Consider the following 24,916-nt stretch of genomic DNA (forward strand, 5'->3'; position numbering starts at 1 on the left):
CCGACGAATTCCCCTCTTTTTAACAGCGCCAATTTTCTATCCCCCAATAAAATCAACAGGTTACAAACGCCGATATTTAACGCTGATTAAATACGTCTGAAAATTTGACTAATTGATTGACAGCCTTCCGATCTGCGGCTGATATACCCCTGTCGCGCCGCTCGCAAGGGAACCGAAAAGCCCTTCATTTCTCCCGCTGCGACCACCCAAATCATTGCGATTGCACGCCGTCGATGGCTACACCCGCGCTGCCCGGGGAGTAGCCTTTCCCGCACGGCGTTTTGCTTCGCACGCTGACGCTTATCACACGTACAAATGCTCCCGAGGGGCTGCACATGATGTCGACTTCCCCGTTTACGTTGAAAAACCTTCATTGCTTTCATTCAATAAATCAACGGCAATCGCGCTGGTTGCGATCAGCCTGATGCTGGTGGAGACCTTCAACGGGGCCCTGCGTTTCTATCTGGATCAGGCAGGGATTTCCGTATTGCTCTACGCACCGAAGATCGCGTGTCTGTTGTTCTTCGCACTTGAACTGCGCAGTTTCAAGGCCGGGCCGGGCGTCTGGCTGAGCCTGCTGGTGCTGTTGCTGTCGGCAGGATGGGCAGCGCTGAATGGCGCCCAGGCCGGGAATTTCGCATTCGCGTTGTACGGGATCAGCCCGCTGCTTTTCGGGATCGCCTGCGGCGACCAGATCATTCGCCACAAGCGCCTGTTCATGTGGGCGATTGCCTTTTGCCTGCTGGCTTCGTTGGGCGGTATTGCCCTCGACCGGTATGTCAGTCTGCCGTGGAAGGGCTACAGCTACACCGTCGGCGGTACCGAGCTGAGCGCCAACACGGCATGGACCTCCGAAGACATGGACCGCCCGGCGGGTTTTGCGCGGATTTCCAGCTCACTGGCCATCATCATCTCGGTTCTCAGCCTTTACCTGATGGCGACCCTGCGCTCGAAATTGCTGGGTTTGACGGTCTGCGTAATCGGCTTCGCCGGGGTGATATTGACCACAAGTAAAGCGCCAGCACTGGCGTTCATCGGCGGAACCGGTCTGCTGCTGATGATGCGGTTTCGCTGGACGGCCCGGGCGACCATCCTTGTCGCGGTCGTACTCGGTATGTCGCTGCCCTTCGTGGCGATGATGACCGACTTCGATCCCAACAAGATCTCGGCCACCAGTTCGCTGGCGTCCATCTACGACCGGCTCATCAACACTTGGCCCAACGTCATTCGGACGCTGATGGACGATGATCGAACGTTCACCGGTGTGGGCTTCGGCCTGGTTGGCAGCGCCGTGGCCGCCTTCCCGGTTCCCGGCGCTGACATCTTCATGGTGTCCGACAGCACCGTGGTTTACCTGTGGGCGACGTTTGGTCTGGCCGGGCTGTTTCTCTACGCCCTGCACATCCCGTTGTTTTTCATCCTTGCCGACAGTGCCAGCCGCTACGGCCAAGCGTTGCTGGTGACAGGTTTCTGCATCTGCATTGTCAGCTGGACGACCGATACGCTGGAAGTGACCCTCGCCAACATGTTCCTGGGCATGGCCATCGGGCATGCGCTGGCCATGAAATCGCGGGGCAGGCTGACGGCCCCAAAGCCCCATGAGGTACCCACATGGAACGGCCTGCCGGGTCTGAGTTGATCGAGGCAACCCTATGAACATCCGCAGCATCGGCCTGGGCGCTCTGGCAGTGATTGCGGCCCTGTTCGCCGCCAACGTCGCGCTGGCCGAGCCGTTTATCGTCGGCGTTGCCACCCATTCGATGAATAACACCGGGCAATCGCTGCGCAGCCTCCAGATGGCGAGCGAGGCGGGTGTCAAGTCGATACGCGATGACGCCTTTTGGTCTACGGCCGAACCGGTGCGGGGCCAGATGCAGATCATTGCGCCGTGGCGCGCATGGCTGAGCTCTGCCAAGGGACTGAATCTCACGCCGATGGTGATTCTGGGATACGGCAGCTCATATCAGGGCGGCGCAAAGCCGCGCAAGCCTGAGGTCAAGATCCCTTACCTGAACTATGTGGATTACCTCACTCGCCAGTTGGGCAATCCGGTCAAGTTTTATGAGGTCTGGAACGAGTGGGACCTGGACGGCCCGGCTGATGCGCGCCTGAGCAATGACTACGTCGCGCTGGTCCGTGACGCGGCACCCATCATCCGCAAAAACAATCCCCAGGCGCTCATACTCGCCGGCGCCGTAACAAACCTGGGTATCAAGAGCGGCTTCGTCGACCGCATCCTGGCCGCAGGGGTGATGAAGTACGCCGATGGCCTCTCGCTGCATCCCTATGTGCACTGCGAAGGCAGCTACCGCAACACGCCGGAAAGCTGGGTCGGCTGGATGCGGGATCTGGACCGTCGAATCACCGCCAAGGTCGGCAGGCCGGTCCCGCTGTATCTGACCGAGATGAGCTGGCCGAGCCACAATGGCAATTGCGGCGTCAGCCCCGAGCGCCAGTCTGCATACCTGGCCCGCGCTTACTTCCTCATCCGCACGCTGCCGAACGTCAAAGGCATGTGGTGGTATGACCTGATCAACGATGGCACCAACCGTGCCGAGCAGGAGCACAACTTCGGCCTGCTCGATATCAACCTCCGTGCGAAACCGGCTTATTCGGTGCTCAAGGCCATCAGCCCTTACCTGCCTGATCTCACCTACGAGCCGGCTAACAGCCTGCAGTCCGACGGCGTCTTCCAACTGGTATTCAGCAACGGCCGCGAGCGGATTCTGGTGGCGTGGGCCAGCGGTCGCGAGCACGAAGTCACCATCAGCGCTCCAGCCATGAAAAACAGACCGATGCGCATCCTTGATACGCAAACGCCTGACAAAGGCATGACTGACTCCCCGCAACAGTGGGTGTGCGATGACCAGCGTTGCTCGGCCCGGCTGACGCTGACGGAGTTTCCGAAAATCATTCGCCTAAGCCCTGACGCCTGAGCCGCGACGCCTGACGACCGCACCTGTGCCAACCCGCCTGACCCTGTCAGCGCGGGTTTTTTATGTGCTGCAGGAGCAGATAGTGGCAATACGACATTTACTGGACATGTCTTGCTGCTACCTTACGATCTGGGGCAGACACGCTGCCGGGGGAACGTATGGGGCTTCGAGGAAGATTCATCGTTGGTTGTGTGCTCGGGCTGCTCATGCTGCCAGCCGTGGCTGAGCCGTATATCGCGGGCGGAGCCCAGTGGAAACCCTATGCCTACGAGGACAAGGACGGTCATCTGGCAGGGATCTCCATCGACATCGCGCGACGTGTAATGAAGCTGGCCAGCCTGGACGTTACCTTCGTCACCTACCCGGTCAACCGCCTGCAGTCGATGCTGCGCAAGGGCGAGATCGATATCAACTACGCTGACTCGCTGATCTGGAACGGCCCTGAAGAGCAACGTCGATACGTGTTCTCCAAACCCTACTCCACGGTCAAAGAGCACCTTTACTTTCTGGCCGATCACCCTGCGCGCGGTCAGACCATCGCCCAACTTGAGCACCTGACCATCGGCATGGTTCGGGGCTACAACTACCGGGCCCTGGACCCGGCCATCGAGAAGCGCCGCCTGACCCGGCTGGAAACCTCCAGAGACGAGGCGCTGATCAAGCTGCTCCAGAGCAAGCGCGTCGACGCCATCGCCATGGTCGACGACATCTTTGATGAGCTGACTTCGAGCAACGATCTTGATCCCGGCCAGTTCGTCCAGGGCGCGCGACTCAGCGAAGCGCCGCTGGTATTCAAGCTTCAGCCGCAATACGCCTCTTGGTTACCGCGGATCAACAGCGCGATCGACAGTCTGAACAAGACGGGTGAGCTGGAGCGCATTCGACGCAAGTACTTGCCGGGGATGCAGAGGGCGAAGTGAACGCAGCCCGATCGATGAGCCAGCCATTTTGTAACCTTGGAACAGTAGGCAGCGCGCATCCCAGACCTGGAAAATACAATGCCGACCTCAAAAAAAACCCCACCGAGAGGTGGGGTTCTTGTTACTTCGTCTGTCCTCGGGGGAGGTGCATGCACCCGCGTATCCCGTGGCTAGTGAAAAAACTATATGGACATAGGTTTATCAAGTCAATGCAAAGAGCCTGCGCTGTCTCGACCACCCTCTCATCGGCTCGGATGGCAACGTATCGAAGTGCGGCTGCGGCTGCCGGGTTCGGGGGTGAAGAGGCTTTGGCACTTTACGCCTGGAACGCTCGCGTATCGGGCGCACTGCTCACACCCCTGCATATATGTGAAGTCGTTGTTCGCAACGCCGTTGCTGACGCATTAGAACTAATTCACGGACCCTCCTGGCCATGGAGTTCTGGCTTCGAACGCAGCCTTCCTCGGTGCGCAGGCCCCGGCTATAACCCGCTAACAGACCTGCAGCGCCTTAAGTCGAAGCGCAGCACTGCAGGCCAGATTGTCGCCGAACTAAAATTCGTATTCTGGGAGAAAATGTTTACCAGCCGACATGACGATCGAATCTGGAACTCGTGTCTTATCCAAGTCTTTCCCAACCTGGAGCCCGCCAATACGACCTCAGAAAACCGCAAGAAGATATTTGAAAACCTGAACAACGTGCGACTGCTCAGAAATCGCATTGCCCACCACGAACCTATTTTCAGTCGAGATCTCCAAGCCGACTTCTGCATCATCATCGGACTGGTAGAAGCTCGGTGCAGAGCATCCGCCTCGTGGATGCTGAAGCAGCAGCATGCTCTAGAGGTCATCGCCACCAAGCCTTTCTAGGCGTCTCCTATGCGCGAATGCGGTAGAGCGCTGAAGATAGCCTCTAAACCGTCGATTTGACCTCAACATTCAACCCCAACATCTCACGAGCGATTCGGTCGGCATCGACGAAGGCACGGGAATAACTGCCCGAGGATGGGACATAGTGGTTGTAGTAGGTCGACCCTTCCACCAGTGCGCCAGTTATCCACAGATTGGGTTGTGCCCTGCCTTCACTGTCTACAAGCACGCCCTCACCGTTCTTGGCCAGGCTGTGGATAATTCCGTTGCTCTTTAAAGAGCGAATGATCTTTGGCAGCGACGATATGTCACAGGCAGTGCTGACGTGAGCCTTAAAGATTCTATGTAAAGGCATCGCCAGATTGCCCGCGAGCACCACTCCGGGCCCCGCTCCATCGGCACTGTGGATAACTTGAGCATGGCGCACCCAATGGACAATTCCTGCGTCGGCCAAAGCCAGCAGCTCCTGGTGACGTTCCTTTTGCGGCCCGGCCACCATTCGATTGACGTGCGGCGCGTACTCTCCGAAAAAAACACGGCTTGAATCAGCTGTCAGCCCCCGGTTATCCACAACGCGGCGGAGCTGCTCACGACAACTTCTCCACACTTCAACCGCGGCTTTAATCGGGCTTGCATCAACTCCCAAACTGCTCTGCCCGATGTCGCGCTCGATGAATGCGCGCATGGCCTGGGCGTAGTCAGCAGATTCCATGATCGACATGCGCGGGTTATACACAGCCTGGTCCAGTGGCGGCGAGTTGAAACGTGCTGTCATTTCTGACGACACGGTTTCAAGCCGGCCTGAGTAATAAGCGCGCGCAACGTCCGCTTTGATCCTCACTGGCGATTCACCCTCTTGAGAGGCGATCATCCCGAAGTATTCCGCGAGCATTTCGGCTTTGATCAACGGCAGGACCTGCTGCTCAAAATCCAGGCCGGCAGGGTACTCCGCTCGCAGATCAGCAACCGCCGACAATGTAAAAATCAGCGCCGCATTCGAGGTCCGATGGGGCACGATGTCCGGCCGTGTGCGGTACGGCAGACCGCTGCGCGAGAACATGTAGATTCGTGGCTCTCGCCCACTCGGCTCGTAGAGTAAGCCTTCCGCTCGTTTGCTGAATTGGCCTCCGCGCCCGACCGTCAAATCGGCAACGACGTCCATGGCGGTCAAGCCTAGTCCTTCGATGCCAACCGCTTCTGTGGATAACCCGAAATGAGGCGAATTAGCGTGGCGGTCCGTTGCTAACGATCTGGGCAGCTCCCCACGCTTATCCCGCAACCGCTGCGCATGACCCACTGTGATTGCCAGCCAATCCACAGCACGCTCCACCTTGGCTGTGGACAGTACAAACTGGCCCATATCGGTGTGCTCTATGTTATCCACAGCGTGAGGATGATGAATGACGCGCACGTTTGTCGGCAGACTGCGAATGACTTCCTCGTAAGTCCACGCCAGGTACTCTCCCAGCCAGCTGCGCGGCAGGAACTCATTGGGCTGTACGCTACGTGAAGACTTATAACGCAGGCACCACTCGTAAAAATTCGGTCCTTGTCGTCCCGTGTGACCATTGAGGGCGGCCGTGTCCGGAAACATCGAAATCTGCGAGGCGACGGTGTTGAGCATCAGGTATTCGGGTTGATCGACAGCGTGCAGACCTGGCCCCGGACGCTGAGGGTCGAATACATTGACCTCTATGCGCCGCGTCGTGCCAGCCGCCAGCGCACCGATGCGCTCCAGCACCGTCAGCCCGCGTGAACCGCAGCCGACAATGCCGATTCTGATGGCGGGTTTATCCGACCCTGGGGATAACTTTTCGCCGGCCAGCACTGCACTCAGTTCCATCTCAAGGTTTCTCCGAAGAACGATTCGATGGCGACGCCACGGGACTCTGCCAGTGCGGTGTCGACGATGAATTTGCTCAGGGCCAGGTCCAACACGCCAAGGCCGAACGGCGAGAAAATCGAGGGCTTTACGGGATCAAGCTCGACCTCGCCACGAATAAGGCCGGCCAGCGTGCCGTTCATGAACGCGCGGCTGCCTGTCAATTGCTCTGCCAGATGCGGCGACGTGTTGGCCTTCATGCAGTGCTCGACGTCGTCGCAGAGGTTGTTCACCTCTAACAGCAACTGGGGCGCGATGTCCCGCAACGAAATGTTCAGCACAACCTGCCCGGCGCGAAATGCCATAGGCGGTTTGACGTAAGGCTCGCCGGCGGTGGTGGCGAAGATCACCAGATCGGCTGCCAACGCCTGTTCCAGCGAGCCAGTCCGGGCTGTGCATAAGTCGACACCTTCGATAAAGCCTGTCAAAGCGTCTGCAGACGCCATGTCAAAGTCGTGAACAACGGCGTGGCCGATGTCCCATCCTTCAACGCTGAGCATTCGCGCGATGGTGCGGGCAATCACCCCAGCCCCGATAAATCCTACGCATGCAGCCTTACGTGACTGACCGTTGAGCCAGTAAGCGCCCGACGCCGCCGAAGCAGCCGTTCGCACTGCGCTGATCTGCGCACCTTCAAGGCAGGCGAAGGGATAGCCAGTCTCGCGGTCGTTGAGGATGACCACGGCTGACGCCCTCGGCTTCTGCTGCGCGACGTTGCCGGGGAAGCTGGAGATCCACTTGATCCCGGCCACGGCATCCTCTCCCTCCAGCGCCGCCGGCAGCGCGATGATCCGGTTGGCAGGTTGTTGAGGGAAACGCAGGAAATAGCTGTCCGGGTTGAGCGTCTGGCCGTCATGGTGCTGCAGATACACCTGCTCAATGCGTCGCACCATGTCGTGGGCGTGGCTGTCGAGGATGTCTTTGATGACAGCGCCGGGGATCACGTGAAAGTCAGACATTCAGCGCTTCTCCCTCGAACGTGTGGACGTACTGCTTCAGATACCGCGTGATCGGTTGCGAGCTGAGCGCAGTCAGCTCGGCACGTCCGAACTTCTGCATCACCCACTCATCGTTGTAGATCGTCTCAAGGTAACGCTCGCCGGCATCCGGGGAGATCGCCACGACAACGGCGTCTTTGGGAATCCCCAGCGAGGGCGCTGCCAACCCGGCCACCACGGTCCCGGTGGAACCGCCCGCCAGCACGCCATTCGACTTCGCCAGCCAGCGACACATGGCGACAGTGGCGCGCTCATCCACCACTTGCTGCTTGTGCAAGTGGTGGGCGCGGAATATCGGCGGCATCTGGCTGGAGCCAAGTCCAGGAATGAAGCGCGGACCGGGCGCCTGACCGAAAGTCACCGAACCCGCGCTGTCTACCGCGATGATCTTGGTGCGCGGCGAATGCTTGCGGAAATACTGCACGCAGCCCATCAAGGTGCCGGTGGTGCCAGCCCCGACGACCAGGTAGTCCAGCGCCGGGAAGGCGATATGGATCGAACGCGCCGTGGTGTGTTCATGGGTCTTGGCGTTGGCCGGGTTGCTGTACTGGTTGAGCCAGAGATGACGGGGATCACGGGCCACGGCATCGCGGATGTACCGAATGCGCGTGCCCAGATAACCGTCGTTGTCATCGCGCTCCGTGACGATGACGATCTTTGCGCCGAAGGCTTCCATCATCTTGATGTTGTGCAGGTTGGTGTTGGGGTCGACGACGCAGCAGAACGAGTAGCCCCGCTCGGCGCATATCATTGCCAGCGCAACGCCGAGGTTGCCGGACGAGGACTCGATGAGAACGGTGTCCTTGTGGATAAGTCGGCGCTCGGCGTAGGAATCGATCAGGCCAATGGCCGTCTTCATCTTGATCGAGCCCGCGGGGTTGCAGGACTCAAGCTTCAGGTGCAGGTTTTCAAAACCCAGGCCTTTTACCCTGACGAAGTTTGAATCGCCGACGATGTGGGAAATGAAGTTCATGGCCGTGCCTCGATGCGTGCAGGCCGGGTGTAGCTCGGCATGGTCATCAACGGCGCGCGCTGCCGGGGCTGGGCCGCCAGCAACGCATCGGTCAGGTGCTGCGCACGGAGGGCGACCATGGAAAATGACTGAGCGTCGCTGATGCCGTGGGTCTTTTCCGACGTGCCGTTGGCCAAAATCTGCACGCCCTCGCTGTGCTGCAGGGCAACGCGGTAATGCCGGTCGACCGCAAGCGTGCCGTCCTCGTCGCGCACCAGCCAGGGTTGCAGCAGGGTCAGCAGCGGCGGCACTGCGAGCTGTTCGTAGCCGGTGCCCAGGACAATCCCGTCGACGTACAGCACGGTTTCAACGCCGGTATTGCTGTCACGCAGCACCACCGAATAGGCATCGCCCACTTGTTCCACCGAGGCCACTTCGGACCAGGCATGCAGCTTCAGACGTCGGTGCCCCGTGACCTCGCCTTCGTACAGGAAGGAGTAAAGCGCCTGACTCTCGTCGACGTCGATGCCTGCGTAATTGGTCGACCGGATTTCTTCAAATACCCGGTTGCGGCGGCCCGGCTCCAGGTCGTGGAAATAGTCGACGTGCTCCGGCAGGAACGCCATGTTGGGGAACTGCCCCAGTTGCCCTACCTTGAAACCCACACCGCGGTGCACCGAATGCACCTGTGTGGTGGGTGCGGCACCGAGCAAGTGCGTCACCGCTTCGCCCGCGCTCTGACCCGAGCCCAGCACCAGCCAGCGTTGCGCGATCGGACCGCCGCCGAGGTGGATGTTTTTCAGGTACTGGGACGTGTGGAAGACACGACCGCCGAGATGCGGGCTGAATGCGTTCGGTATCCGGGGCAGGCTGCCGTGGGAAAGCACCAGCCGCTTCGTGCGATAAGTGCCCTTGGCCGTTACGACATCCACGCCCTTCAGGATGCCCTTTTCCGCCACCGGTAACACATCGAGCACGCCTTCGTCGTAGGCAACGTAGTCCTGGAGTTGCGCAGCGACCCATGCGATGTAGTCGGACCATTCGACCCGGCTGGCCGGACGTCCGAGCAATCCGAATTTGTACAGCCGCCCCTTCTCCTTCAGGTACATGGCGAAGGAAAATCGACTGCGCGGATTGCGCGGCGTCACCAGGTCTCGAAACACATGGTGGTTGATGTCTGTACCGGCCAGCAGAAACGCGCCATGCCACGTTGAATCACGCCCTTTTTCGAAGAAGCGAACGCGCTGGAAAGGCTTTTTGCCGTTGTCTTCCGCGTCATCTTCCAGCGCACAGGCCAGAGCGATACCAGCCGGGCCGAAGCCGACCGAAATGACGTCCAGCGATTCACGCACACCATCGGTTTCATACTGAGTCATGGTTATTCTTCCTGAAAGTTTCAAAAGACGTGGCAAGCGTTTGGGCAGGCCGCTTCAACACAGCAGACGTCGTTCATGGGCGTGCTCGTCGGTGTAAACCCACAGCGAAACCCGCGCGTAACTGTTCTCCCCGTCGCGGAAGCTGACAGGGCCGGCAGGGGTGGCAAAGTGATCAAAACGTAGCGCGTCCAGCAGTTCGCGCTGATCAGCGGCGGCTCGGTCCACCACGGCAAACGCTGCAAGCGTCTCGACGGCGTAAACCGGCGCCTGTTCGGCGTAGATCTGTTGATAAGTCGCATCGAATGACTGCGCCTCTGCCAGATCTCCCGCCCTGGGAAAGCTGATGACGAACACCGTGCCGGTTCGTTTCAATCCCTCCACCAGCGCAGGCGAAGCGGCATCGTCGGTAAAGAAAAGGGGCAACTCACAGCCATTAGCGCGCTTATCCACAAGAAACTGCCGACTGGCTTTCAAGCGGCCGCAAAATACAATGGCATTGGCGTGATTCACATCGTCGACCACTTCGACTGTGGATAACTGCGCTGCCTCACGCAGTTCATGCATTTGCTGACGCCCATGCAGGCTCGGGTCAGTGAACAAAGCGAGCCTGTGCAGGCCTTCAGCGTTGGCAAATTCGATAAGGCGTGTGGCCAACAGTCGGTCAGACGCACAAATGCGGAACGTGGTTTTCCCGGCGTCGGTCAAGGCTGCGCAGGTGGACGCGGGCAGGATCAACGGAATTCCGGCCTGTGCATAACTTTCAACAACTGCTGCGGCAGAGTCCGAAGCAAAATGACCAATCACAGCATCCACCTTCGCGTCGATGAAATGCCTTGCCGCCGCACGGCCGCCGTCAGCGCTGGCGCCGTCATCAAAATAGAAATGGCGCGCGCGGCGTACATGGGGGAACAGGTGACTGGACAGGTACACGCTGCGCAAGAAACCGCGCGCGTGCAGTGTGGTGCCGACGTCGAGTGCCGCGCAGATACCCAGGCGCTTCATGAGAACACCACCTCTGCGAATCGCGAAGGGCGGAACGCTTCCATGACCGATCTATAAGCCGCATCCATCGACACGCCGGACATCAATCCGCCCAGCTCGAATGCCAGCAGCTCTGCAACATTGGGTGCCATCTTGAAGCCGATCCCGCAAAATCCGGTGGCTATAAAGACGTGGCTCCTGGCGCTGGAACGCCCGATCAGCGGGCGACCGTCTTCGGTGTACGCGTCCCAGCCGACCTGTGTGACCACCGGCAAACTGTGGTGCCGGTCGTAGCCGAGACGAGAGACGCGGTCCATAACGTCTTGCTCGTTATCCAGCGGCGCCAGGTTCAGCTGATCCGCATGTTCTGCGCGCAGGCGTCGCTGGCCGCCCACTTGCACGAGATTGCGTCCAAGCGGCAGCAGGTAGGTATTCAGATGGTGAGCAACGATCGGCATGCTCGGGGCCTGGTCGCAGCCGAAGCGCGTGAAGGGGATCGTCCGCGCGTGCACGGCGTTGCTCGGCCGGGGCAAAGGGCCGCTGGCGCCACAGGCATCGACCACCCACGTCGCTTCCAGGCACAGCTTGCCAGCATGAACCTGAACATGGCCGTCCAGTTCGACGCAGCGATCCACGGCAAGGTGATCGAGGTACGTTGCTTTTTCACTGACGTAGCGGCACAGGTTCGAAACCGTGACACGGGCATCCACCGTGCCGCCATTGCGTTCGATAAGCAGGCATTCCCCGGCGCAGAATGGCGAGAAACGGCCGTTATCCAATGCATCGACGGAGGCGTGCAGTTCAATGCCCTCGCAGCCTTCGCTGTCCACCGCCTCCAGGTATTGCCCGCACACTTCGGCGCTGGCGATGTAAGCGACGCCACTGCGATTCAGTGCGCTTTCGTAGAAGGCGTGGACGATGCCTGGATTGCCGTAAAGTGATCCGCGCCGGGTCAACGGACGCAGCGCGGCGTCCAGCTCCAGACCGCGAACGATGCCGCCCGTGTCCCGCGTTGCGCCCTGGGCGCCAGCGATGCCTTTCTCCATCAGCGCCACATCGAGGCCGCTTTCAACCAGCGCCGCTGCGATCGAAGCGCCCATGATGCCGGCCCCGATCACGATCACATCAAATGAAGTTTTCATCGTCGTCGCGCGCCTCTCGGTCAGATTTCGTACTCGACCGCGCTGACATACACCAGCTGCTGCAGGACTTCTTTTTCAGTAAAGCGGCAATAGCGCAGGATCTGTTTCGCCAGATCCGGGAACACCGGCGCGCCGATGGCACCGATCAGCGCCATGTACGGCAGAATCCGCTTGCCGAGGGTCTGACGATCACGGGCGGCGTTGATGATGTCCGACAGCAGCACGGCGAGCCCCTTCATGCTGAAGTGATCCACCGACGTGGCTTCGAACCAGCGCGCGACCAGAATCTTGAGGGCCGCAGCGTCTGCCGCACTGACTTTCAGGCTGTCGCCGTCCACCCGTTCGCGCTCAGCCTGGGTGGCCAGTTTGGCCAGGACCTCATTGAAGGTGTGTTCACGCCAGGCGGAGAACTTCTCGACATCGAAGTCATCGGTGTCCTGCTCCGGCGCGATCAACGCCAGATAGAAGCGCGCGCTGTCAGTGCAGGCGTCGGCCACCAGGTCCCGCGCCCAGATCGCATAGTTGCGGCTAGTGGAAAGGTTCTTGCCGTTCAAGGTCAGAAACTGGTTGGTGTAGAAGGTCTGGCGCATGCGATAGCCGTGCATGGTCTGCAGCAGAGACGGGTAAACCATCATGTGGCTGAAGGCGCAGTCATAGCCCAGAAAGTGCACCAGCCGGCCTTTGCCGGAGCGGCAATATTCGTCGTACTCCCACGGCGCAAGCTTGTGTTCATTGAGGTATTCGCGAAAGGCCGCCAGGTAACCGGACAGGCCCATGACCCAGGTGTGTATGCGCCGGCTGCCATCGGGCTTGAGATCCAGCCCGCCATCGTAAGGCCGGGTAATGCCCCAGTCCGCCGGACCGATTTCGAATTCCTCCTCCAGGAAGCGGCGAATGAATGGCCGTAGCGGCGCATGTTCGAACGTGCTTTTGAGGTGGTTACGGAAATTCGACAGCGCCAGAAATTCACGCTCAATGGGACGCCAGATCATGGGCGTCGCACATAACTTGCAGCGGAAGTTATTCATCTTCGAGGCATTGGGCGTGTGCGCGCACTCTTCACACTGGCTGGCATCCGAGTCCGAGCCACAGTGGTCGCAGTTGCCCCGCCCAAAGGCTTCGTAGCCCCACTTATCACAGGCTTCGCAATACGGTTCCTGGCTGACTTTTTGTAAATGGCCCCCGCCTTTACCGCGTACTCGTACATCTCCTCGACGGCATTCTTGAAGTAGCTGTTGCCGTACGGGCGCATCCAGAAGTCGACTTCAATACCCATCTTCTTCAGCGTGTCGTTGATCTTGTCGGTGTTCTCCAGCGCAAGTGCTTGAGGGGCCCGGTCCAGCTCGATTCCTCGCCGCAGCATGTAGGACTGATAGTCATCGGAGTATGAGACGAGGGTGCAATCGTGACCGCGTTGACGTTGGGCGCGGGTGAAGATATCTGCCGCGAGAAACGGCCCCGCCATATGACCGATATGCAAATCACCATTTGGCGTGGGCGGCGTGATCGTCACGAGTAACTTGCCCATCACGACGCCCTCTGATCGGACACGTCATGAACCGTCGCCTTGTGCAGGACGAACTCATTGGGGGCCAATGCCTGCCGGGCATCTTCATCGAGAAAGCGGTTGGCGGAATCTCGATCCCACCACACGACGTAGAAGTGGAAGTCTTCGTCAGTGTTGTTGAACACATAGTGATCGGTGTGTTTGGGAATGGCGGCGATGTCACCCATGGTGAACGGGTACGTCTGATCCCCAACGATCAACTGAGCGGTACCCTTGATGCCGATAAAGAATTCCTGGTCTATCTGGGTGTGCGACAAGGATTTGGTGTGGGGTCGCACGACGCACCAGCCACCGCCGATGGGCGTCGGATAGCCGTTCCACGGCAGTAACCTTGCGCCATCCAGGTCATATTCATGAACCAGTTTGTCCCACGCCATAGGGCGAAAAATATCGAAATCAGTCATGAGGTTTTCCTTCAGTCAGAGCATCCTGCTCGCTGTTTTATCGGCGCCAGATTGAGCTGACGGGCACGTGCCAGTTAAGGGATAAACTGAAGAAAAGTGCCCCACTGGGCAAACTAGAAATCCGCAAGCAGCGGTTAAGTTTGACTTAACAGGCGTTGGCTTAATTGTTCGAATAATCAAGAAGTTGACTGGATTTATCAGCGCGGGTGTATCACCCGCGGACACTGAAGCAGGACTTAACTGCGTTGATAACTAACCAACGCTTTATGACACTGCAGAAATTGAGGGTGTACGCACTACCCGCTTCCCGGCTAAAGCCAGTCCTGCTGACACACCGCGTACTCACTGTAGGACCGGCTTTAGCCGGGAAAACGTCAGTGGCCACAGCGCGGAATCGAGGGTGGATGATCGCGAACTATCGCGTGGTGAATTCACGCTGACTGGCGACGGCCTGAGACACTAGCCAGTCGCGAAACTGTTTGCTGGATTTGGGGAGAATGGCCGTCTCGTCATAAACCAGGTAGTAGGCAATCGGCGTGTCGATCGTCGCGCGAAACGGTACGACCAATCGGCCGGACGCCAGCTCTTCCCGAATCAGCGAACGACGCACCAGCGCAATGCCCATTCCCGCCAGGGCAGCCTCGATGACCCCGTTGGAATCTACGAACACCGAACCTTTGTGAACAGCGGCCTCGCCATCTTCGATACCCACTGCACGGAGCCATAACGCCCAGTCTTCGCGGTGTTCGTCGTGCAGGAGGTTGTAGCTTTTCAGGTCAATGGGCGAGGACAGATACCGGGAATCCGGCAGCAGAGAGGGGCTGCAGACAGGCTGCAGTCGGTCGTTGATCAGCATCTCCACTTCCAGACCGGGGTAACGCCCCAGGCCGTGGCGCACGGCGAAGTCGACACCGTCGCCGAGCAAATCAACCAGCCGGTTGGTGGTACTGATCAGCACCTCGATGCCGGGGCAGATGGCCTGGAAATCAGGCAGGCGGGGCAGCAGCCATTGCATCGCAAAGCCGCTGGTGCAGCTGACAGTGATTGTATTCGGGCCGTTGTCGCTCATCAGACGCTGGGTGGCGTCGGATATCTGCCCGAGCGCGGGACGAATGGCCCGCAGGTAGATCTTGCCCTCGGCCGTCAGCTCCAGGCGTTTGGTGTTGCGGATGAACAGCGTGACGCCAACGGCTTTTTCGAGCTTGGCGATCTGTTGGCTAATGGCCGCAGGGGTCACAAACAGCTCACCGGCCGCGCCTTTCATGCTGGCGTGGCGCCCCGTCGCTTCAAAACACAACAGCGCGTGCAGGGGCGGGAATTTCATGCCTGACCTCGGTTAAGAAAATCTAATGTGCTTAAGAAAAGCTCGCTTGAGCACCGCCCTAGACACTGCTCAAATCATCACACCCTGACTCGAGGAGCGTCAATCAACAACTTTTCGGTCAGCGGATCAGCGATACGGATCAAGAAAGGAAGCGCAATGAAAGTCTCCGACTACGTTCGACTCATTGTTCTGGCCGCCATCTGGGGAGCCAGTTTTCTGTTCATGCGCGTTGCTGCACCGGTACTGGGCGCATTGCCGACCGCTTTCTTTCGCGTGTTGCTCGGCGCTATTGGCTTGATGGTGATTCTGGCCATTTTAAGAACCCGGCATGAGTTCAACGGCAAGTTCAAATCCACCTTGATCCTTGGCATCATCAACTCAGGCATTCCGTTTTTGATGTACAGCATGGCGGCCCTGTTATTGCCCGCAGGTTATTCCGCCATCTTGAATGCGACCACTCCATTGATGGGCGTATTAATAGGTTCTGTGTTTTTCAGTGATTCACTGACGCCCAAGAAAGCCATAGGCGTATTTCTTGGTTTGCTGGGCATAACCTTACTCACCACCACAGGCCCGGTGACGTTCACCACATCGGTGGTCATGGGCGCACTCGCTTGCCTAGTGGCGACCAGTTGCTACGGCGCCGCAGGCTTCCTGACCCGTCAGTGGATCGGCGATCGGGGAGGACTGGATGCCAAGCTCGTGGCGTTCGGCAGCCAGATTGGCGCGACGCTGTTCCTGCTGCCCTTCTTCGCCGTCTCCGCGACCGTCAACCCGCCAGCCACCTGGGGCGACTCAACCGTATGGCTATCACTGGCAGCCGTTGGTTTCGTGTGCACGGCCTGCGCTTACATTCTGTACTTCCGCCTGATCGCCGATATCGGCCCGGTCCGTTCGCTGACCGTGACCTTCCTGATCCCGCCCTTCGGCGTCCTGTGGGGGTGATGTTCCTGGGTGAAAAGGTTTCCGCCGGACACCTTTACGGCGGCGGCCTCATCTGCCTGGCCGTCTGGTTCGTATTGAGCCAAAGCAAGCCGAAGCCGGCACCTGTTCCTCAAGACCGCGCCGCCACAACCTGACAGCAACGTTACCCACACTTGATATCGGCGCCGGGTAAACACCCGGCCGGGCCCGGCTGTGCCTGAAATATCCAGCGTCGGGTGATAAGAACGCTTTGGGGATTCATCCGATGGCAACTCAAAGACACTTTTCCGTCACTTGGCTCACTGACAGCACTCTCACGGCGAGGTATGCAGGATGAGCAGAGCGATCCCGTTGATATCCCTCCGCACGTTCGTTGAGGTGTGCAAGGCCGGCAGCATGAAACGTGCAGCGGATCAGCTGTGTGTGTCGCCGGCCGCCATCAGCCAGCAGATCAAAGGGCTGGAGGACCAGATCGGCAGGCGCCTCTTCGAGCGAGACGCCAAAGGCATCCAGCTCACCCCTTGCGGACGCAGCCTGTATGACGAGCTCGCCGGCACCTTTGACGTCATCGAAAAAGCCTGGTCGCGCGCCGCACTCAAGGCGCCACGTCAGACGCGCCTGGTGATCAGCACGACCTCTACGATTGCCAGCTCCTGGCTGATCCCGGCACTGAGCAGCTTCAAGGAGCGCTGCCCCTACGTCGAGATATCGATTCAGATCTGTAACGGTCTTTCGGAGCTCAAGCACGGCCATGTGGATATCTGCATACAGCGTGAGACGGCGGCCTGTTGCGACAACCACGCGACGCACCTGTGGTCGTCCTACCTGATCCCCGTGTGCAGCCCGCACCTGCTCAGCACCCAGCGCAATATCGAGAGCCCGCAGGATTGTCTGACGTTCCCGCTCCTGCAGGACACCGAGCGCAACTACTGGAAGGTCTGGATGAACGCGTTCGGCATGAGCAATCGCAAAATGATTCAGGGTTCCAGTTATGGCGACGAGTCCCTGTTGATAAGTGCGGCTTGTGCCGGCCAAGGCATCGCACTGGTCAACAGCGTCTTCGCTTCCGAGGCTCTGCAAAGCAAACGGCTGGTGCAGGTCACCAATGCCACGGCGGAGCTCAAGTTCGACTATTTCGTGTATTGCGCGAAAGAACGGCGGGAAGAATGGGCGATAGCGGAGTTCATGAAATGGGCCGTGCAGCAGGCGGGCAAGACCGCGAAGGGGCAAGCGCGGGAGATTGAAAGCGCGGGCCAGGTGGCTTGATTCAGTTCGGACAAGCCTTTGAAAACATCTTTCAATTAATCATGGGGCTCATGCCAATTGAGTCCCGCGATGGGAGGCCAGCTCCGGGATTGCCCATGCGCCGCTGGCTTCCACTGCGGAAGCACCGTGAACGTTCGTTCCGGACATCATAGAACAGCTGTGTAGCCTGTTCGCCAGTCACAGTCCCTTCTGTTCGTGCCTGCTCGATCCGGCTGAATAGCGCGTCACACTCATCTTCAAGCCTGGGCCGGTCGACCTTATGCAGATCGTTGATGGATTGCTTGAGAACATCGAGAATAAAGATCACCTGGATCACGCTTTACCTTGGGGTCACTGAGAGGTGCAGACGTGAAGCATTGCAGCAACCATTACTGCCCGGCTTGACCCGAGAACTGCTCAACGGCAACCACAACACTGTTGGCACCTTGTTGAATATCCTTGATCACCTCGTCCGCCTCACTGGCCAGATCCAGCGCCGCGCCGGCCTGCTGCCTGCTTTTACCGATCATGGTCACGGCGCTGGACGCCAGAACCTGGTTGTTTTTCACGACCTCGAAGATTTCCGCCGTCGCTTTAGTGGTTCGAAGCGCCAGGTTTCTGACCTCGTCGGCGACTACGGCAAAACCCCGGCCCTGTTCCCCGGCACGTGCGGCTTCGATCGCTGCGTTCAAGGCCAACAGGTTGGTCTGGTCCGCGATGCTGCCGATGGTTTTGACAATAGTGCCGATTTCCTGGCTCTGGGCATCCAGTGCTTCAATGCCATGGGCAGCATCTTCCATCAACGCCGACAGTGTATTGAGGGTCGTGACGGTGTTCTGAATGACTTCGCGGCCTTGCTGGGCGCTGGCATTGGTTCGAACCGACGTGCCGTGGGCCATGCCTGCTGCTTCGGAGACAGCGCGCTCGCGGGTGACCTGGTCGGTGATAACGGTGGCTAATTTGGCAATCTTGTACAGCTTGCCGTTGGCATCCACGATCGGATTGTAGGAAGCCTCCAGCCATACCTCGTTGCCGAATTTATCCACCCGGCAAAACCTGCCGGCGACATACGATCCGTGTCGCAGGGTCTGCCAAAACTGATCATATTCTTCTGACTGAGCGTCGGATGGCGCGCAAAAGATTCGGTGGTGCTTGCCCAGGATTTGGGGAAGCGTATAGCCCATAGCGTCCAGAAAATTCTGATTGGCTGTCAGCACTAACCCATCCAGAGAAAACTCGATAACGGCCGTGGAGCGCATCAGAGCGCCCACCAGCGCTTCATTCTCTCTGGAGGCTTCGATGGTCCTCGTCAGCACGCTTGAATACAAAACGATTCGTTCGACTCGCCCGCTGTCACCTGCGAAGGGTATGACCATCGCCCGTAGCCAGACGTGTCGACCTTCACGGCTGCACAGGCGCAACGTGCCGCTGTAATGCTTGCCCTGGGCAACTGCATCAAGAGCCCGACGCTGATGTACATCACCGCTCAGTTCAGAAGGACTGAATTCACGCAGGGCACGACCGGACAATTCAGCCTGGGTGAAACCCAACTCTTTCTCAAACAGAGCATTCACCTCCAGGATGACGCCTCCCGCATCCAACGTGACGGATACGGTTTCGAGATCCAGCGTTGCCTTGACCTGCTCAAGAGCCCCCAGCCGTTTTTCCAATTGCTGGATTTTGTCTTTTAACCGGGTATTGAACATGGGGGCCGCTCTCATTGACTTGAGAAGCTATCGACGCGGCGAGGGAAACCTTGAGCCTCATAGACCGTAGGTCGTCAGGGTGGGTGCAGAAGGGATGCAGTTGACTTCAGCAAGGATGTAGGCAGGGTGAGCGAAGGCAAATTAAAAGCCGTGCTCATTAAGCTCACTAACTATCCACTCAACCTCAAAATCAACTAACTGAGCCTGAAGCCCTGCCTCATGCTCAAACCAATAGTCAAAACTTTCAATATCACTTTTCTTCAAGTAAAGATAATAGCCGCCAGTATCGCCATCACGGTCGTTCGCAACAGTAATTTCCCAGCCAGAATATTCGCCTGTGGTAACAATACCATTCCGAATGATAGACATATCCATATCCTAGTCCGCATAGGGATCATGATTATTAGAAATATATTTCCCAGTGCATTTTGGGGACGTTAGAACGTCAGCCCAGCAAGAAATCCTGCGTATCTACTGTCTCAACAGAGCCGTTCGTAACTAGAACACCTAAACCAAGCTGAGGGTCAAAGGTCGCGTCAAAAATAAAACCAATTTGACGCGATCCCGAGTCAAAAGGAGACATCACCTTAATGCACCTCAAAGAAACCAAATCCCGCATATCATCAACTGCGTGAACCTTGGGCGCTTTGATAGTTACCTCATCAGCATCAAAGCCCTCTCGGTACTCTTTAACCCTACGAAAGTAATAGCTAAATACCGCCTTTTCTACAGCCATAGAAACAGAATTTTTATTTAGATCAAATTCTCGGAATGCAAGTCTTTGAACTTCAGATATAGAATCCTCATCAAAAACCTGAATGACAAGTTCCACCTTACGCACGCTTCCAAAAATCAATAATTCAAATAACCCTGTCCAAACCCCGTCAAAATTCAGCTCACCAAAATCTCTATCAGCTATACCTGTCATCTCTTAAGCGCCTCCAACAAAGCTCTCTCAGCGACCCCGCCCAGATGACCGTACTTTACACCAAAATCCATCGAACCCACCTTGCCCGTGTGTAGCAACGAGGGCACCAACTGCAGGTTCGCATATCTTCAGCTTCATGCCAGGTAAGGTCCCTCCCGCACCGAGCTATATTTATCCTATATCTGGTCGAGCGATAGTCGCCCGAATAAGCAACCATAGCCGCTCTAACCGGATTCATTTCGATATACGTACAGCAAGCTAAAACATAGCTCCTAGCTGACCCCGACATTAACGGAAGCGCCCTTACCACAACTTCCGTTCGTCGAAATGTTTGATTGATATTGAACCTAGCGCTGCCCCATCCCCTGCGCAACAGTAGAAATTTAAGCTCACCATCCATACAATTCAGGAAGCGCGGTTAGTGTATAAATTTAAAATATAGTCTATATTTTAATAGAGGCACGCAGACTGATTGCGCCCCAAATAAAATGCAACGGCATACCCGGCGATAAAAATCGCAGATGACGAACCGTAAGCCCCCCTGACTGGAACAGAGCATACTTAGCCGCGCATCAATAGGCCAATAAACTAGAGCAATCAAGAAAGTAATCATATTTTTAAAGCGCAGCTCGGCTGAACTCTAACGCGCGCAAAAACGTGGGCTGACCCCTTAATGCATACCGCTATATGGATCCGACAACGAGTCGCCCAACTCAGAAATGGCAAGTGAAATCTCATTAAACACTTCTGGCGGCACATCTCTTTCAACCAAAGACCTCAGAAACATGTTGAGTCGCTCGAGCCCCAACCTAACCATAATACCAATGAAATTTTCAACCAGCTCTAAATCCTTGCCATCCCAGACGGATAGCAGATATTCCTCAATCCGGGTCCTCACACACAAATTTAAGACACTATAGGTATGCCATTGCCTTTCACCTAGCTCCATTAATGCCTTAATAAAACACGCACTATTCACCCTTTGGTTTTCTAGCGCACATAATAGCTGTCGAAACTCAGATTCAACCTCATTAACCGTCATTGAGTCTGGCAGTGAAGAGTAATAAGCAGAGCTTTTCATATTTAAAAATCTACTGGTATGTGCCCTGCCTTATTGGCAGAGTCCAAGATGGCTTTTGGGAAAAGCTTTATTTTGTGGAGGAACCTCAAGAATAACAGTACCTTGCCCGGTCTTGGGATTGATGAGGTTGTCCGTTCGGGCCCAGTCTTTGTAGTCCGTATCTGTAAGCGTTGTCTCAATTTGCCTGCCTCGGGCGCGCGGTTCAAGATCCCAAACATTTTTGCCGTTTTTCGGCGGCAGGACATCCGGTCTTGAAGATGCTGGGGACTCTCTCTTACTGGCCGCAATGGCGCGTTTGTACGCCAACGCTCCGGCGGCAGTACCCAGCCCCACCGCAAGCGCAACTTTGAGACCGTCGGTAATGTCTTTCGCTTGCGCGTCGCTCAGATTCCATTTTGCTTTGAGCGTATCGACCATCGCACCGACCGTGTGCTCAGTCGTCGCTGTCGCTAAAAGCTCATGGAATTCGAAGTTACAACAGCGGCAGTTCCTTTTGCACCAACGCATTATTGCCCTAAGAAAGCAGCCCGCACCATCAACATCCAACTTGTTGTACTGCGTTGCGTTCTGGGCAATCCAGCGGCCCTTCTCGAGTGATTTCGCGTCCGCGTCGCCTTGTGCGGCTGCTGCTGCCACGCCGACGATCTGAGAATTTTTAACAGAATTTATGATTTCTGCTTGCCAAGCCTGTGACTTTGAATTGGCAAGGAAAATGGACAGCTTCCACCAAGAGCACCATACTTGGCATTCCAGACGATCACAGATCGCGATGAGGGATCATACGTTATGTAATCAGCACCTGGGAGTGACGCTTTCCCAGGTCCGGAAATCGGGGTTTGCCCCGATTCAATAGCCTGACTCCAGCCGCGAGCATCCCCAACTGCGCCGTTTAACTCAGAATATGGGCTGCGTCCGTTATTAACCTTTGCAAGGACTTCTGGCTCGGCTTGATTTATTACTTCCAGACTCGTCTCCAAAACGTTCCTTTCAACTAGCGTGACTGCCTCTGAGGCAGTCAGCACACTAGCGCATTGGCTTTTTTAGACACAGTAGCTTTTGCACCATTTCACAAGCCCTAAGTTGAGACACAGCCCTTTCCTTCATATATGCTCACTAGACCAGCCCCAAGATCGGCTTGATCTGTTCGTTCATTTGTACAAAATTTTCATAGGACATGTTCGGATCATCGTTGAGAATTAAATAGACGCCCCCCATCAGCCGTATCGCCATAGGACACTTGCCTTTCAATCGTGCAACTACTTCATCAGGGCCATAGCCTAGAGCACGCTGACAGAGGGCTGCATTCCAGAACTGGGCAGGATATAGCGTATAAATATTGTTTCGGCCATCAATATCTATAGTTTTATCCTCACGCAACCGATTATAAACCGCATTATCATCATTTAACCCTCCTTGATAATACAGACCATACAGATCGTAGGATACATGAGCCCTATATCCCTTGAACGCCTCAATCACCTTTGGCAAGTGTTCACTCACAACAAGCTTATAATCAATGGCCTTGTTTGAAATTTTGAATCCAAACCGCAAGTGTTCGTCATAGGAGGCCTTATCTTCATATACGTATCGATCACCCCGATATGCATAGTCCCCCACGCACCGGAGCCCTCTGACGGGAAGTTTAACCGCATAGGTAGCACCTAACCCGTCGCCACAGCTTGGGGTAGCCGGAATCTCAAGACCCGCAAATCCTAATGGAGCACCGACACGAGACATCCTATCCATGACTTCAGCATGTCGCTGATTTATAGATAGACTTTTATCAGGGCACGCATAAAGCCATAGTTCTATATCTGCTGCACTCTTGGGGTTCTTGTCCTAGTACTAACAATGCTATCGAAACCATAGGACCGAATGAAAGCCTTGGCCTGAGCCTCAACTTTTTGATTCGGAAACTCATATACAACTTTATATCCGGGATTCTGATCCACGGCAGATTTCACACGCTGCAAAGTATCCAAAACCGACTTTTGCGTTGAAGGGCTCCAGATGGCCAGCTTTGTCTTTGCATCAATTAACATAACAGACGAACCATCAACCGCCGTCTCAATTCCGTCAAACTTAATGAAATTAACGCCTTTTTCATTGGGGTTGGTATAGCGCAGCGCCGGCACCCCTCCTTTACCTGTCGCTAAATCAGTAAACGCGCCACTAGTACCCGCCTGAAAGTCCTATGCCGCAGGCTTTCCTTTTGGGCCTTCCGCGACATAAATCAGACCTTTATTTTCACCACCCAAGGCTCTTGCCTCAGTCTCGGTAAGTACCCGAGTATTGAGGTTTGGCAGTAAGTCATCAACCTTACTTCCGAGGCTTTCTGCACCTTCGCCGTAAGCCTTCAGCAAAAGCTTACCAGTCCCCCGCAGAACAATCGCCTCGGCACCGACTCAGCGGCATTTCTGGCCAACGCCGTCAACGCACTGTTGTCTGGCGTGTTGTTTGCGGGATTGAGAGAGCTGAGGACCCGCTGTCCCTCGGTTGACAAATACGGCCCGGTGATAGCGCTTGCAGAATCGGCTGCGCTAGTGAACGACCACGCCGCCAAGACCGGCGGGAACCGCGCAACCAAAAACAGAAACACATCCCGGTAGTGTTGCAGCGGCGCCCAGTGACGAACCCCCGCCGATGGAGGTGTTCACACCGGTGCTGACAAGGTAGCCTTGCCAAACGTTAACTCTGCTGCACCACCTGTTGCTTTCGAACCAATTAATTGACGTCATAGTAGCTGTAAAAATCCGCATCAGACCAAAGTTCGTCATATGCGGTTAACGTGCTTCGCAGGGCCTCGCTACGAGGCTCCTCGGAAGGATTCATATTTGAAGTTACAAACTCTTTAATTTCGGACCACTGAAGCTCACGCATACAAAATGCCACAACTTCAAATGGCGAGTCTCCAGACATTAAAATCAATTTAAACTTATCTCTAAAATCTTCTTTATAGCAACGATGCTTTTTTACAAACTCCAAAATATTTAACAAGGACATCTCGTAGGAAATGTCTAGCTCTTCACCAAAAGCGGCTATAGCTATATCGCAAAGCTCATCAAACTCTTTAATGACGTCATTCATTTCGGCACCCAGGCACCTTTTCTTGAATTGCTAGGATCTGGCACCCAAATTTTTTTACATATCCCCCACTTCAAGCCCTTTTGGAGAAAAGGCATTTTCTGCTGCGGCTGGAGCAGCCCGACCAGAGGGCTCATAGTGCCCTGATATAGTATAAATATATTTAACTTCGCCGTTCAAAATCTTCACTTCTCCCGCAGCAACAACGGGTTTGCCATTCGCTAGATAAATGTGACCACCACCTACATCATTAAATTTTCGCCCGATCATTAACTAACCATCCTGAAGAACGATATAGTTATATCTCCTTGCGCCTGGGTCAACTTTGTATCTGAGATTAGCATTGGAATACCCGTTGGGTGATCTGGGAATTGATTGAAAAAACTAGGCGTCGCTTGCTTTTCCACAGAACCCGCTGTTGCTTTTTTCCACCTGCCGAAATTGTTCTATCAAATCAACCTCAGAACGAATGAGAAAGCGAGACAGATTTATTTAGAACGCAAACACTTTAATTAAATAAAACCGAACCCTTTCCACTTCAATATTTCAACCGCCATAAAGCTTAAAAAATTCATTCTATCTAGGATCCAGTATTGA

The 24,916-nt window shown here is 56.2% G+C and carries 24 protein-coding genes and 2 pseudogenes; 6 read left to right on the forward strand and 20 right to left on the reverse strand.

Translation table 11 applies throughout. The features are described 5' to 3' along the window. Nucleotides 1-373: 373 nt before the first annotated feature. The 4 genes from JN403_RS04360 to JN403_RS04375 all read left to right on the forward strand — a co-directional run bounded on the left by JN403_RS04360 (nt 374) and on the right by JN403_RS04375 (nt 4,725). Nucleotides 374-1,639: an O-antigen ligase family protein gene (locus JN403_RS04360; RefSeq protein ID WP_205485563.1), complete on the forward strand. Its 1,266-nt coding sequence runs from the start codon at nt 374-376 to the stop codon at nt 1,637-1,639. Between the two features lie 13 nt (nt 1,640-1,652). Next, nucleotides 1,653-2,936 (forward strand): hypothetical protein, encoded by a 1,284-nt coding sequence (locus tag JN403_RS04365; RefSeq protein ID WP_205485565.1) that lies wholly within the window; start codon nt 1,653-1,655, stop codon nt 2,934-2,936. Nucleotides 2,937-3,154: 218 nt separating this feature from the next. After that, nucleotides 3,155-3,856: a transporter substrate-binding domain-containing protein gene (locus JN403_RS04370; RefSeq protein ID WP_205485566.1), complete on the forward strand. Its 702-nt coding sequence runs from the start codon at nt 3,155-3,157 to the stop codon at nt 3,854-3,856. A gap of 149 nt (nt 3,857-4,005) precedes the next feature. Then, the gene (locus JN403_RS04375) at nt 4,006-4,725 is read left to right on the forward strand and encodes a hypothetical protein (RefSeq protein WP_240356811.1); all 720 of its coding nucleotides are present in this window, start codon (nt 4,006-4,008) and stop codon (nt 4,723-4,725) included. Nucleotides 4,726-4,768: 43 nt separating this feature from the next. Here the strand turns inward: JN403_RS04375 and JN403_RS04380 are convergent, their stop codons facing one another. From JN403_RS04380 to gcvA, 10 genes and pseudogenes are all read right to left on the reverse strand, one after another. Then, on the reverse strand, nt 4,769-6,568 hold the full coding sequence (locus JN403_RS04380) for an FAD/NAD(P)-binding protein (RefSeq protein ID WP_205485567.1): 1,800 nt from the start codon (nt 6,566-6,568) through the stop codon (nt 4,769-4,771). Continuing rightward, a complete protein-coding gene (sbnB, locus tag JN403_RS25855) occupies nt 6,559-7,566 on the reverse strand; it encodes a 2,3-diaminopropionate biosynthesis protein SbnB (RefSeq protein WP_345945834.1) in 1,008 nt (335 codons plus the stop codon). The genes JN403_RS04380 and sbnB overlap by 10 nt, the downstream gene beginning before the upstream one ends. Continuing rightward, entirely contained in the window at nt 7,559-8,578 is a 1,020-nt protein-coding gene (gene sbnA / locus JN403_RS25860) for a 2,3-diaminopropionate biosynthesis protein SbnA (protein WP_345945835.1), read from the reverse strand. Before sbnA ends, sbnB begins: the two co-directional genes overlap by 8 nt. Then, complete coding sequence (locus JN403_RS04390; RefSeq protein ID WP_205485568.1) at nt 8,575-9,933, reverse strand: SidA/IucD/PvdA family monooxygenase; 1,359 nt, start codon at nt 9,931-9,933, stop codon at nt 8,575-8,577. The genes sbnA and JN403_RS04390 overlap by 4 nt, the downstream gene beginning before the upstream one ends. A 54-nt stretch (nt 9,934-9,987) precedes the next feature. Continuing rightward, nucleotides 9,988-10,935 (reverse strand): ABC transporter substrate-binding protein, encoded by a 948-nt coding sequence (locus JN403_RS04395; protein WP_205485569.1) that lies wholly within the window; start codon nt 10,933-10,935, stop codon nt 9,988-9,990. Continuing rightward, nucleotides 10,932-12,056, reverse strand: coding sequence for an FAD-binding oxidoreductase (locus JN403_RS04400; protein WP_205485570.1), 1,125 nt, complete (start codon nt 12,054-12,056; stop codon nt 10,932-10,934). Before JN403_RS04400 ends, JN403_RS04395 begins: the two co-directional genes overlap by 4 nt. A gap of 20 nt (nt 12,057-12,076) precedes the next feature. Continuing rightward, nucleotides 12,077-13,312 (reverse strand): class I tRNA ligase family protein, encoded by a 1,236-nt coding sequence (locus JN403_RS04405; RefSeq protein ID WP_240356934.1) that lies wholly within the window; start codon nt 13,310-13,312, stop codon nt 12,077-12,079. Beyond that, nucleotides 13,225-13,584, reverse strand: a pseudogene (locus tag JN403_RS25275) (class I tRNA ligase family protein); the annotation flags it as partial. The gene JN403_RS04405 and the pseudogene JN403_RS25275, both read right to left, overlap by 88 nt. Further along, entirely contained in the window at nt 13,584-14,027 is a 444-nt protein-coding gene (locus JN403_RS04415; protein ID WP_205485574.1) for a cupin domain-containing protein, read from the reverse strand. The pseudogene JN403_RS25275 and the gene JN403_RS04415, both read right to left, overlap by 1 nt. Before the next feature lie 415 nt (nt 14,028-14,442). Beyond that, on the reverse strand, nt 14,443-15,351 hold the full coding sequence (gcvA, locus tag JN403_RS04420; protein WP_122534246.1) for a transcriptional regulator GcvA: 909 nt from the start codon (nt 15,349-15,351) through the stop codon (nt 14,443-14,445). Nucleotides 15,352-15,507: 156 nt separating this feature from the next. Between gcvA and JN403_RS04425 the strand changes: the two are divergent. Both JN403_RS04425 and JN403_RS04430 read left to right on the forward strand, forming a co-directional pair. Further along, nucleotides 15,508-16,430: pseudogene (locus tag JN403_RS04425) on the forward strand (DMT family transporter). A gap of 178 nt (nt 16,431-16,608) precedes the next feature. After that, complete coding sequence (locus JN403_RS04430) at nt 16,609-17,541, forward strand: LysR substrate-binding domain-containing protein (RefSeq protein ID WP_205485576.1); 933 nt, start codon at nt 16,609-16,611, stop codon at nt 17,539-17,541. Between the two features lie 31 nt (nt 17,542-17,572). On the opposite strand, the gene JN403_RS04435 is transcribed toward JN403_RS04430, so the two are convergent. The 10 genes from JN403_RS04435 to JN403_RS04480 all read right to left on the reverse strand — a co-directional run bounded on the left by JN403_RS04435 (nt 17,573) and on the right by JN403_RS04480 (nt 24,589). Beyond that, complete coding sequence (locus JN403_RS04435; protein ID WP_205485578.1) at nt 17,573-17,857, reverse strand: hypothetical protein; 285 nt, start codon at nt 17,855-17,857, stop codon at nt 17,573-17,575. Between the two features lie 52 nt (nt 17,858-17,909). Continuing rightward, a complete protein-coding gene (locus tag JN403_RS04440) occupies nt 17,910-19,226 on the reverse strand; it encodes a PAS domain-containing methyl-accepting chemotaxis protein (RefSeq protein WP_205485586.1) in 1,317 nt (438 codons plus the stop codon). Nucleotides 19,227-19,367: 141 nt separating this feature from the next. Next, nucleotides 19,368-19,601 (reverse strand): hypothetical protein, encoded by a 234-nt coding sequence (locus JN403_RS04445; RefSeq protein WP_205485588.1) that lies wholly within the window; start codon nt 19,599-19,601, stop codon nt 19,368-19,370. A gap of 70 nt (nt 19,602-19,671) precedes the next feature. Then, on the reverse strand, nt 19,672-20,154 hold the full coding sequence (locus JN403_RS04450; RefSeq protein ID WP_205485590.1) for a hypothetical protein: 483 nt from the start codon (nt 20,152-20,154) through the stop codon (nt 19,672-19,674). Nucleotides 20,155-20,824: 670 nt separating this feature from the next. Beyond that, on the reverse strand, nt 20,825-21,235 hold the full coding sequence (locus tag JN403_RS04455) for a hypothetical protein (RefSeq protein WP_205485592.1): 411 nt from the start codon (nt 21,233-21,235) through the stop codon (nt 20,825-20,827). A 30-nt stretch (nt 21,236-21,265) separates the two neighbouring features. Beyond that, nucleotides 21,266-21,871: a hypothetical protein gene (locus tag JN403_RS04460; RefSeq protein ID WP_205485594.1), complete on the reverse strand. Its 606-nt coding sequence runs from the start codon at nt 21,869-21,871 to the stop codon at nt 21,266-21,268. Between the two features lie 477 nt (nt 21,872-22,348). After that, nucleotides 22,349-22,972 (reverse strand): hypothetical protein, encoded by a 624-nt coding sequence (locus JN403_RS04465; protein ID WP_205485603.1) that lies wholly within the window; start codon nt 22,970-22,972, stop codon nt 22,349-22,351. Nucleotides 22,973-23,043: 71 nt separating this feature from the next. Beyond that, nucleotides 23,044-23,370, reverse strand: coding sequence for a hypothetical protein (locus JN403_RS04470; RefSeq protein WP_205485606.1), 327 nt, complete (start codon nt 23,368-23,370; stop codon nt 23,044-23,046). A 589-nt stretch (nt 23,371-23,959) separates the two neighbouring features. After that, nucleotides 23,960-24,322, reverse strand: coding sequence for a hypothetical protein (locus tag JN403_RS04475; protein ID WP_205485608.1), 363 nt, complete (start codon nt 24,320-24,322; stop codon nt 23,960-23,962). A 54-nt stretch (nt 24,323-24,376) separates the two neighbouring features. Next, nucleotides 24,377-24,589, reverse strand: a complete 213-nt coding sequence (locus JN403_RS04480) for a hypothetical protein (protein WP_205485610.1) — start codon at nt 24,587-24,589, stop codon at nt 24,377-24,379. Nucleotides 24,590-24,916 lie beyond the last annotated feature (327 nt).

Origin of the sequence: Pseudomonas sp. 15A4 (genome assembly GCF_016925575.1) — a bacterium.
Taxonomy (GTDB): Bacteria; Pseudomonadota; Gammaproteobacteria; order Pseudomonadales; family Pseudomonadaceae; genus Aquipseudomonas.